The sequence below is a fragment of the Arenimonas malthae CC-JY-1 genome, from assembly GCF_000747075.1.
Taxonomy (GTDB): Bacteria; Pseudomonadota; Gammaproteobacteria; order Xanthomonadales; family Xanthomonadaceae; genus Arenimonas; species Arenimonas malthae.
In genome coordinates, this window is the sequence record NZ_AVCH01000023.1 from 1 (window position 1) to 10,202 (window position 10,202).

Here is a 10,202-nt window from a genome sequence, read left to right on the forward strand (position 1 = left end):
CGTGCGTGCCGCGGCGGTGTCGGGCGCGGGCGGCGGCGGTGCGCGCTCGCGCAGGGCCAGCGCCAGGGCCAGCACGGCCAGCACGCCGGCCACGCCCCAGGCCAGGTTCGGCTTCGGCAGCCGCGACAGCCTTGGCGCCAGGGCTTCACGCGCGGCCTGGTCGACCCAGCGTTCGCCGATCTGCACTTCGTCGTGCGCGTAACCGGCCAGCAGCGCGCGCTCGGCGATGATGTTCACAAGCCGGGGCACGCCGCCGGAATGGTGGTGGATGCGCTTGATGGCCAGCTTGGTGAAGGGGAAACGCGTGCCGCCGGCCACGGCGTAGCGGTGGCGCAGGTAGGCCTCGGTTTCGGCGGCGTCGAGCGGCGTCAGGTGGAAACGCGCGGTGACGCGCTGGGCCAGCTGGCGCAGGTCTTCGCGCGCCAGCAGGTCGCGCAGTTCGGGCTGGCCCAGCAGCAGGATCTGCAGCAGCTTCTGCGTGGGCGTTTCCAGGTTGGTGAGCAGGCGCACCTGTTCCAGCGCGTCGGCGCCCAGGTTCTGCGCTTCATCGATGATCAGCACCACGCGCAGGCCCTGGGCGTAGGCGTCGAGCAGGTAGTGGTTGAGCGCGTCCACCAGCGCCTTCAGGCTGCCCTGGCGGCCGGCGGTGTCGATGCGAAGCTCCTCGCAGATCGTCTCCAGCAGCTCCAGCGGGCTGACGCGCGGGTTGAGCACCAGCGCCACGCGCACGTTTTCCGGCAGCTGCTCCAGCAGCAGGCGGCAGAGCGTGGTCTTGCCGGTGCCCACTTCGCCGGTGAGCTGCACGAAGCCGCCGCCGCCGCCCTGGCCGATGCCGAACAGCAGGTGCGCGAGCGCGTCCCGGTGCCGCTCGCTCAGGTACACGAAGCGCGGGTCCGGGGTGATCGAGAACGGCGGCTCGTTCAGGCCGTAGTGCTCGAGGTACATGCGCGGCTCGGCGGAAAGGGGCTGTCAGGATGCCACGACGGGGCGGCGCGCAGGAATCGGGTTTTCCACGGCGGCGCCGGGCGGGCTTCGACGCCGCGCCGCAGAAGCCGGCTGACCGCCGCGCCGGGACAACGCCGATTCGGCGCGGGCGCGCGCGGCGGATCGTGTGCCTGCGCCCTGTCGGCGCGGAGGAGACGACGATGACGAAAACGACGAGGCCGTGGCTGGCGGCGCTGCTGCTGGCGGTGGGCGGCCTGGCGGCGGCCTACCCGCCGAATCTGGACCTGGAGCGGCCGCCCTGGATGCCCACCGAGCGGGAGCTGATCGACGAGCAGTGCGCCATCCGCGAAACCGAGCGCCGGAACAGCTGCCTGGACTTCTGCTACGGCGAAGGCATGTTCGGCTCGTACAAGTCCGGCGTCTGCGGCGTGGGCGGCACCTGCAGCTGCACCTATTACGCCAGCCAGGACCTGCTGCGCTGAAAACGGAACGGGCAGCCGCCGCGAGGCGCGCTGCCCGTTCGTGCCATGCCGCGGGGGCGGGGCGCGTCAGTCGTCGAGCGTGAGCAGCGAGGCGTTGCCGCCGGCCGCCGTGGTGTTCACCGTGACGGTGCGCTCGGAGGCGAAACGCAGCAGGTAGTGCGGGCCGCCGGCCTTGGGGCCGGTGCCGCTCAGGCCTTCGCCGCCGAAGGGCTGCACGCCCACCACGGCGCCGATCTGGTTGCGGTTGACGTAGCAGTTGCCCACCTTCACGGTGCGGGCGATCTTCTCCACCGTGGCGTCGATGCGCGAGTGGATGCCCAGGGTCAGGCCGTAGCCGGTGGCGTTGATGTCGGCCAGCACCTGGTCGAGCTGGTCGGCCGGGTAGCGGATGACGTGCAGCACCGGGCCGAACACTTCGCGGGTGAGCTGCGACAGCGACTTCAGCTCGTAGGCGCGCGGGGCGAAGAAGCAGCCGTGCGCGGTGGCCTCGGGCAGCTTCACTTCCTTGATCAGGGTGGCTTCCTTGTCCATGCGCGCGGCGTGCTCGGCCAGCACCTTGCGGGCGTCCTCGTCGATCACCGGGCCCACGTCGGTGGACAGCAGGCCCGGGTCGCCCACCACCAGTTCGTCCATGGCGCCGGCCAGCATGTGCAGCACCTTGTCGGCGATGTCGGACTGCACGAACAGCACGCGCGCGGCCGAGCAGCGCTGTCCGGCCGAGTCGAAGGCCGAGGTCATGGCGTCCTTCACCAGCTGCTCGGGCAGGGCGGAGGAATCGGCGATGAGCGCGTTCTGGCCGCCGGTTTCGGCGATCAGCGCGGCAATGGGCGCATTGCGCGCGGCCAGGGCGCGGTTGATGGCCCAGGCGGTTTCGGTGGAGCCGGTGAAGCACACGCCGGCGACGCGCGGGTCGCGGGTGAGCGCGGCGCCGACGGTGGCGCCGTCGCCCGGCACGAACTGCAGCACGTCCTTCGGCACGCCGGCTTCATGCAGCAGCTGGGTGGCGACGAAGGCGGTGAGCGTGGTCTGCTCGGCCGGCTTGGCGATGACGCTGTTGCCCGAGGCCAGCGCCGCGGCCACCTGGCCCAGGTAGATGGCCAGCGGGAAGTTCCACGGGCTGATGCACACGAACACGCCGCGGCCGTGCAGCCACAGCTCGTTCGATTCGCCGGTGGGGCCGGGCAACTTTTCCGGCGCGCCGAACAGCTTGCGGGCCTGCATGGCGTAGTAGCGCAGGAAGTCCACCGCCTCGCGCACCTCGGCCACCGAGGCCGAGAGCGACTTGCCGGCTTCCTTCACGCACAGCGCCATGAACTCGGGCATGCGCTTTTCCAGCTGGTCGGCGGCGTGCTCCAGGATGAGCGCGCGGCTGGCGGCCGGCATGCGGTCCCAGCCTTCCTGCGCGGCCACGGCATTGGTCAGCGCACGCTCCACGGTGGCGGCGTCGGCGCCGGTCCACTCGCCCACGCGCTCGCGGCGGTCGGCGGGATTGGTCACGGCCACCGGCGTGCCGGCGGCGCTGGCGCCCGGCACCAGCGGCGTGGCCGAAACCGGCTTGAGCGCGGCGTTGATGTCGCGCGCGAGGGTGGCGAGGGTGTCGTCGTTGGCGAGGTTGGCGCCCATGGAATTGTTCCTGTCTTCGCCGGCGGCCCGGTAGAGGTCGCGCGGCTGGGGGATGCGGGTATGCGGCTTGCTGGCGTAGGCGGACACCACCGACACCGGGTCGGCGACCAGCTCGGCCGCCGGCAGCGATTCGTCGGTGATGCGGTTGACGAAGCTGGAGTTGGCGCCGTTCTCGAGCAGGCGGCGCACCAGGTAGGGCAGCAGGTCTTCGTGCGAGCCCACCGGCGCGTACACGCGGCAGGGCACGCCCAGGCGGTCGGCCGGGATCACTTCGGCGTACAGGTCGTCGCCCATGCCGTGCAGCTTCTGGTACTCGAAGCGCTGGCCCTTGGCGAAGTGGTGGATGGCCGCGATGGTCTGGGCGTTGTGGGTGGCGAACATCGGGTAGATGGCGTCGCTGGCCGCCAGCATGCGGCGCGCGCAGGCCAGGTAGCTCACGTCGGTGTTGGCCTTGCGGGTGAACACCGGGTAGCCCGCATACCCTTCCGCCTGCGCCTTCTTGACCTCGCTGTCCCAGTAGGCGCCCTTGACCAGCCGCATGGGCATGCGGCGGCCGGCCTTGCGGGCGGCATCGGCCAGGTAGTCGATCACGAACGGCGCGCGCTTCTGGTAAGCCTGCACGGCCAGGCCGTAGCCCTCCCAGCCGTCCAGCGACGGGTCGGCGAAGGCGCCGACGATCACGTCCAGGCTCAGCTCGAGGCGCTCGGATTCCTCGGCGTCGATGGTGAAACCGATGCCCTTGGCCTTGGCCAGCCGGGCCAGTTCCAGCACGCGCGGGGTCAGTTCGGCCTGCACGCGGGCGCGCTTGGCCAGCTCGTAGCGCGGATGCAGGGCCGAGAGCTTCACCGAGATCGAGGGCGCGGCCAGCACGTCGGGGTAGGGGCCGCCGGCGCCGATGGCTTCGATGGCGTCGCGGTAGGCGCGGAAATAGCGGTCGGCGTCGGCCTGGGTGAAGGCCGCCTCGCCCAGCATGTCGAACGAATACAGGTACTTGGCCTGCTCGCCCTTGCGGCTGCGCTCCAGCGCCTCGGCGATGGTGCGGCCCATGACGAACTGGTGGCCCATGATGCGCATGGCCTGGCGCACGGCCAGGCGGATGGCCGGTTCGCCGGCGCGGCCCACCAGGCGGCGGAAGGCGCCGATGGCGTTGCGGCGGGTTTCCTCGGCCAGGTTCACCATGCGGCCGGTGAGCATCAGGCCCCAGGTGGAGGCGTTCACCAGCACCGAGTTCGACTGGCCCATGTGGCGGTCCCAGTCGGCGTCGCCCAGCTTGTCGCGGATGAGCTTGTCGGCGGTGGCGCGGTCGGGGATGCGCAGCAGGGCCTCGGCCACGCACATCAGCAGCACGCCCTCCTCGCTGGACAGGTCGTACTGGCGCATGAAGGCCTCGACCATGCCCGGGTCGGCGGCCCGGATGCGGGTGCGGCCCACCAGGGCCACGGCGGTGGCCTGCACCTTGGCCTGCTCGTCGGCCGGCAGGCGGGCCTGGTCGAGCAGTTCGGCCAGGTGCTCGGCCTCGTCGCGGTGGAAGGCAGCGGTCACCCGGGCGCGCAGTTCCGACGGCGCACCGGGCAGTTCAGGGCTGAGGATCGGCTTCACGGGGGTCCACAAGGGTCGGCGCGGGGCGCGCGAGAACGCGGATTCTAAGCCCCGGGCCCGGGGCGCGAAAGCCGCCGCCCTTCACGTTTCCCGCATTCCCCGGGGGGGTATCGGCTTGCCCCCCCCTCGCGGGGGTCGCTAGAATCTCACGGTTCTCCCGTAACCGGGTCGCGGAGCGTCCGCGTGATCGAACTCGTCGTTTCGGCGCCGCCAGGCCCCGGAGCCCAATTGGTGCTCCGGCCAAGGCGCGCCATGACGGCGAGGCAGTTCACCGGCCTGTTCCTGGCCCTGTCGTTGGCCGCCTTCGGGGTGGCCGGGGTCGCCTGGAGCCAGGGCAATGTCCTGGCCCCGGCCTTCGCGGTGCTGGACGCGGCTTTCATCGCGTTCGTGCTGCGATGGGTGTGGCGCCAGGGCGAGCGTTTCGAGGTGATCGCGCTCGACGAGCGCCACCTCGAGGTACGCCGCTCGGCCCAGGCCCAGCCCGCCTTCGAGGCGCATCCCTACTGGGTGCGCGTGCAGGTGGACGGCGGCGAGGGAAGGGAACGGGTGCTGCTGGGCTCGCAAGGCCGGCAGGTCGAAGTCGGGGCCTTCCTCTCGTTCGAGGAGCGCCGCGACCTCGCGGCCCGCTTGAAGACACTGCTGGCGTCGGCCTCGGGCCGGGGCCGGGACCAAGACCACACGTTGGGGTAAGTTCGGATGAAAGCGATGAATGCAAGCGCCATTGCCGCCAGGGTCGCCGCCGGCCTCGCGGCCGCCACGGCCAGCGCCACGGCCTGGGCCGACAGCGAGCCGGTCCGCTGGCAGCTGAACATGCCCGAGGGCGTCACCCGCACCGCGGAAAACGCCTACAACATGCACATGCTGATGCTGTGGATCTGCGTCGTGATCGGCGTGGTGGTCTTCGGCGCGATGGCCGTGGCCATGGTGAAGTTCCGCAAGTCCAAGGGCGCCAAGCCGGACGTGGAGTTCACCCACAGCACCAAGCTCGAGATCATCTGGACGGTGATCCCCATCCTCATCCTGGTCGTGATGGCCGTGCCGGCCACCACCAAGGTGATCGAGCAGTACGACGCCAAGGGCCACGAGATGACGGTGAAGGTCACCGGCTACCAGTGGATGTGGCGCTACGAGATCGTCGGCGAGGACGTGAACTTCATCTCCCGCCTCGACCGCGAATCCGACCGCATCCGCCAGAGCGGCGAGAAGCCCAGCGCCGAGCAGGCGCCGCACTACCTGCGCGACGTCGACAACGTGCTGGTGCTGCCCACCGACACCAAGATCCGCTTCGTCATCACCGCCGACGACGTCATCCACGCCTGGTGGGTGCCGGCGCTGGGCTGGAAGCAGGACGCCATCCCGGGCCTGATCAACGAGGCCTGGACGGAAATCAAGCAGCCGGGCACCTACCGCGGCGTCTGCGCCGAACTGTGCGGCAAGGACCACGGCTTCATGCCGATCGTCGTCAAGGCCGTCCCGCGCGCCGAGTACGAAGCCTGGCTGACCGCCCAGAAGGCCGGTGACCTGGCCGAGGCCGCCCGCATCGCCGCCACCGCCCCCGCCGCCGCGGGCGGCGAGGGCTGAGAAGAACCCGAGAGAGGCACAAGACCATGGCACACACTGACGCTGCCCACGCCGACCACCACGGCGAGCACAAGCAGAGCTTCTTCCAGCGCTGGTTCTACTCCACCAACCACAAGGACATCGGTACCCTGTACCTGGTGTTCTCGCTGGTGATGTTCTTCGTCGGCGGCTCGATGGCGCTGGTGATCCGCGCCGAACTGTTCCAGCCCGGCCTGCAGCTGGTCGAGCCGGAATTCTTCAACCAGATGACCACCATGCACGCGCTGGTGATGATCTTCGGCGCGGTCATGCCGGCCTTCGTGGGCCTGGCCAACTGGATGATCCCGCTCATGATCGGCGCGCCGGACATGGCGCTGCCGCGCATGAACAACTGGTCGTTCTGGATCATGCCCTTCGCCTTCACCCTGCTGCTGATGCCGCTGGTGCTCCAGCTGGTGTTCGGCATCGGCGGCGGCGGCCCGGCCGGCGGCTGGACCCTGTACCCGCCGCTGTCGCTGCAGGGCGGCAACAGCACGGCCTTCACCATCTTCGCCATCCACCTGATGGGCATCAGCTCGATCATGGGCGCGATCAACATCATCGCCACCGTGCTCAACATGCGCGCCCCGGGCGTCGACCTGCTGAAGATGCCGGTGTTCGTGTGGACCTGGCTGATCACCGCCTTCCTGCTGATCGCCGTGATGCCGGTGCTGGCGGGCGCGGTCACCATGCTGCTGACCGACAAGTTCTTCGGCACCAGCTTCTTCAACGCCGCCGGCGGCGGCGACCCGGTGATGTACCAGCACATCTTCTGGTTCTTCGGCCACCCGGAGGTCTACATCATGATCCTCCCGGCTTTCGGCATCGTGTCGGAGATCATCCCGACCTTCGCCCGCAAGCCGCTGTTCGGCTACCAGGCCATGGTGTACGCCACCGCCGCGATCGCCTTCCTGTCGTTCATCGTGTGGGCCCACCACATGTTCACCGTGGGCATGCCGCTGGGCGGCGAGCTGTACTTCATGTACGCCACCATGCTCATCTCGATCCCGACCGGCGTGAAGGTGTTCAACTGGGTCACCACCATGTGGCGCGGCTCGATGACCTTCGAAACCCCGATGCTGTTCGCGCTGGGCTTCGTGGTCATGTTCACCATCGGCGGCTTCTCGGGCCTGATGCTGGCCATCGTCCCGGCCGACTTCCAGTACCACGACACCTACTTCGTGGTGGCGCACTTCCACTACGTGCTGGTGACCGGCGCCGTGTTCGGCATCATGGCCGGCGTGTACTACTGGCTGCCGAAGTGGACCGGCCACATGTACAACGAGACGCTGGGCAAGTGGCACTTCTGGCTGTCCACCATCTTCGTGAACCTGCTGTTCTTCCCGCAGCACTTCCTGGGCCTGGCGGGCATGCAGCGCCGCGTGCCGGACTACAACGTCGCCTTCGCCGACTTCAACATGTGGTCCACGATCGGCGGCTTCGGCTTCGGCATCAGCCAGCTGCTGTTCGCCTACATCGTCTGGAAGACCGCCCGCGGCGGCGCCAAGGCCGAAGCCCGTTCCTGGGAAGGCGCCAAGGGCCTGGAGTGGACCGTGCCCTCGCCGGCGCCGCACCACACCTTCACCCTGCCGCCGGTCATCAAGGACGGCGACCTGGCCCACGGCGACGTGACCCACTAAGCCAAGGAAGCGGCGCCCCCCGCGGGCGCCGCACCCCGCCATGACCCAGCCCGACGCCACCAAGACCGAAGCCTCCCGCCGCCGTGGCATCCGCCTCACGGCCTGGGCCGTGGGCCTGGTGGCCGTGGGCGTGTACGTGGCCTTCATGCTGGCGGCGATGATCCCGTGATGAAGCCCTCGTCCCTCAAGACCTTCCGCACGATCGCGCTGGTTTCGGGCGCGTCCTTCGTGTTCGCGTTCTCGCTGGTGCCGCTGTACCGCATCGCCTGCGAGAAGGTGTTCGGCATCAAGCTCGAGCAGGGCCCGGCGGGCGAAGCGCAGGTGGCCGGCCTGGCGGTGGACGAATCGCGCACCGTCACGGTGGAGTTCGACGGCACCGTGAACTCGAAGCTGCCCTGGGAGTTCAAGCCCACCCGGCTGAGCATGCAGGTGCACCCGGGCAAGCTCTACGAAATGAACTACGTGGCGCGCAACGTTTCCGACCATGCCATCGTCGGCAACGCGGCGCCGTCGGTGGCGCCGTCCACGGCGTCCACCTTCTTCAACAAGACCGAGTGCTTCTGCTTCACCGAGCAGCTGCTCGCGGCGGGCGAGGAGCGCCTGATGCCGGTGCGCTTCATCGTGGACCCGGCGCTGCCGGACAACGTCACGACGCTCACGCTGTCCTACACTTTCTTCAGCAACGACGCGGCCACGGCCCGGATCGGCGAGGGCGTGCACGCGCCCGCCGCCGCCCGCACGGCGCCGTGACCCAAGGCCTACCAGGAGTACCGGGGAACACCATGGCACAGACCCACGACGACCCGAACATCTACTACGTCCCGCACCACAGCCCGTGGCCGTTCATCGGTTCGATCACCCTGTTCACCACCATGGTGGGCGTGGCGAACTGGTTCAACGGCCATGCCTGGGGCCAGCCGGTGTTCTACATTGGCCTGCTCGCCACGCTGTCGGTGCTGTTCGGCTGGTTCGGCAACGTCATCGCCGAATCGCTGGCCGGCAAGTACAACGAGCGGGTGGACGCCTCGTTCCGCATGGGAATGATGTGGTTCATCTTCTCGGAAGTGATGTTCTTCGCGGCCTTCTTCGGCGCCCTGTTCTATGCCCGCCAGTTCGCGCTGCCGTGGCTGTCGGGCGAGGGCGACGGCGCCCTGACCAACCAGTTCCTGTGGCAGGGTTTCAGCGCCGGCTGGCCGACCAACGGCCCGAGCGAAATCGGTGGCGCCTTCGAGACCATCCCGGCCTGGGGCTTGCCGCTGATCAACACGCTGATCCTGCTCTCCTCGGGCGTGACCATCACCATCGCCCACCACGCGCTCAAGGCCAACCAGCGCCGCGGCCTGCTGGTGTGGCTGGGCGCCACGGTGCTGCTGGGCATCATCTTCCTGGTGCTGCAGGCGGAGGAGTACATCCACGCCTACCAGGAACTGAACCTGACCCTGGGCTCGGGCATCTACGGTTCGACCTTCTTCATGCTCACCGGCTTCCACGGCATGCACGTGATGCTGGGCACGATCATGCTGGCCATCATCTGGCTGCGCTGCCTGAAGGGCCACTTCAGCAAGGACCACCACTTCGCGTTCGAGGCGGTGGCCTGGTACTGGCACTTCGTGGACGTGGTCTGGCTGGGCCTGTTCCTGTTCGTGTACGTGCTCTAAGCCGGCACGACACCACGACGCGGGGCCGGCCATCGCGCCGGCCCTTCGTTTTCTGGGGGATCAGCGGCCCACGCCGTGCGGCTGGATGACGCCGGTGGCGATGCCGGCCACCACCAGCAGGATCAGGCCCACGGACAGGCCGATGCGCCAGCTCAGCGACTTCACCGTGCGGTTGGTGCGGCCCTTGTCCACCATCATGTAGTACAGCCCGGCGCCCAGGTTCCAGACGATCAGGCAGAGGAATGCGACGATGACCAGGGTTTTCAGCTCGCTGCTCATGGCTAGGGCCGTTGGGAAGGAATGTTTCGCATTATCCGCCCCGCGGGGCCACGCGTGGTGAAACGCCGTGTCCTGCTGGCCCTGTTCGGCCTGTGCCTGGTGCTGGGGTTCTCGGCGCTGGGCCGCTGGCAGCTGGGCCGCGGCGTGGAGAAGGAAGCCATGCTGGCCGAAGCCGCCGCCGCGCTCGCCGCGCCGGCGCGGCCGCTGGGCCCCGCCAGCGCGCAGGCCGGAGACGAGGCGCTGAAGGTGTCGGGCGCCGGGCGTTTCCTCGACACCCCGCCGCTGTGGCTGGACAACCAGCGCCGCGGCCAGCGGGTGGGCATTCGCCTGTACTGCGCGTTCGCGCCCGATGGCGGCGCGCCGCTGCTGGTGGACCT

11 protein-coding genes are annotated in these 10,202 nt (G+C 69.3%); 8 read left to right on the forward strand and 3 right to left on the reverse strand.

All coding sequences use genetic code 11. The annotated features are described in order from the left end of the window. The coding region (locus N790_RS02355; protein WP_156969895.1) for an ExeA family protein at window positions 1-945 on the reverse strand (945 nt) is incomplete at its 3' end. A 200-nt stretch (window positions 946-1,145) separates the two neighbouring features. On the opposite strand from N790_RS02355, the gene N790_RS02360 reads away from it, so the two are divergent. Continuing rightward, window positions 1,146-1,427, forward strand: coding sequence for a hypothetical protein (locus tag N790_RS02360; protein ID WP_043800236.1), 282 nt, complete (start codon window positions 1,146-1,148; stop codon window positions 1,425-1,427). Window positions 1,428-1,493: 66 nt separating this feature from the next. Here the strand turns inward: N790_RS02360 and putA are convergent, their stop codons facing one another. Beyond that, window positions 1,494-4,649, reverse strand: coding sequence for a bifunctional proline dehydrogenase/L-glutamate gamma-semialdehyde dehydrogenase PutA (gene putA / locus N790_RS02365; protein ID WP_245593728.1), 3,156 nt, complete (start codon window positions 4,647-4,649; stop codon window positions 1,494-1,496). A 183-nt stretch (window positions 4,650-4,832) separates the two neighbouring features. On the opposite strand from putA, the gene N790_RS02370 reads away from it, so the two are divergent. The 6 genes from N790_RS02370 to N790_RS02390 are packed head-to-tail and all read left to right on the forward strand — an operon-like array spanning window position 4,833 to window position 9,546. Further along, window positions 4,833-5,339, forward strand: coding sequence for a DUF2244 domain-containing protein (locus N790_RS02370; RefSeq protein WP_043800240.1), 507 nt, complete (start codon window positions 4,833-4,835; stop codon window positions 5,337-5,339). A 15-nt stretch (window positions 5,340-5,354) separates the two neighbouring features. Beyond that, window positions 5,355-6,230, forward strand: a complete 876-nt coding sequence (gene coxB, locus N790_RS02375) for a cytochrome c oxidase subunit II (RefSeq protein WP_156969896.1) — start codon at window positions 5,355-5,357, stop codon at window positions 6,228-6,230. Between the two features lie 26 nt (window positions 6,231-6,256). After that, window positions 6,257-7,888, forward strand: a complete 1,632-nt coding sequence (ctaD, locus tag N790_RS02380; RefSeq protein WP_043800242.1) for a cytochrome c oxidase subunit I — start codon at window positions 6,257-6,259, stop codon at window positions 7,886-7,888. A gap of 40 nt (window positions 7,889-7,928) precedes the next feature. Next, entirely contained in the window at window positions 7,929-8,057 is a 129-nt protein-coding gene (locus N790_RS16765; protein ID WP_281174822.1) for a hypothetical protein, read from the forward strand. Then, on the forward strand, window positions 8,057-8,638 hold the full coding sequence (locus tag N790_RS02385) for a cytochrome c oxidase assembly protein (protein WP_043800243.1): 582 nt from the start codon (window positions 8,057-8,059) through the stop codon (window positions 8,636-8,638). The genes N790_RS16765 and N790_RS02385 overlap by 1 nt, the downstream gene beginning before the upstream one ends. Before the next feature lie 32 nt (window positions 8,639-8,670). Continuing rightward, complete coding sequence (locus N790_RS02390; protein WP_043800245.1) at window positions 8,671-9,546, forward strand: cytochrome c oxidase subunit 3; 876 nt, start codon at window positions 8,671-8,673, stop codon at window positions 9,544-9,546. 60 nt (window positions 9,547-9,606) lie between these two features. On the opposite strand, the gene N790_RS02395 is transcribed toward N790_RS02390, so the two are convergent. Then, the gene (locus N790_RS02395) at window positions 9,607-9,825 is read right to left on the reverse strand and encodes a twin transmembrane helix small protein (RefSeq protein ID WP_043800246.1); all 219 of its coding nucleotides are present in this window, start codon (window positions 9,823-9,825) and stop codon (window positions 9,607-9,609) included. Window positions 9,826-9,882: 57 nt separating this feature from the next. Here N790_RS02395 and N790_RS02400 point away from each other — a divergent pair. Further along, the coding region (locus N790_RS02400; RefSeq protein WP_281174823.1) for an SURF1 family cytochrome oxidase biogenesis protein at window positions 9,883-10,202 on the forward strand (320 nt) is incomplete at its 3' end.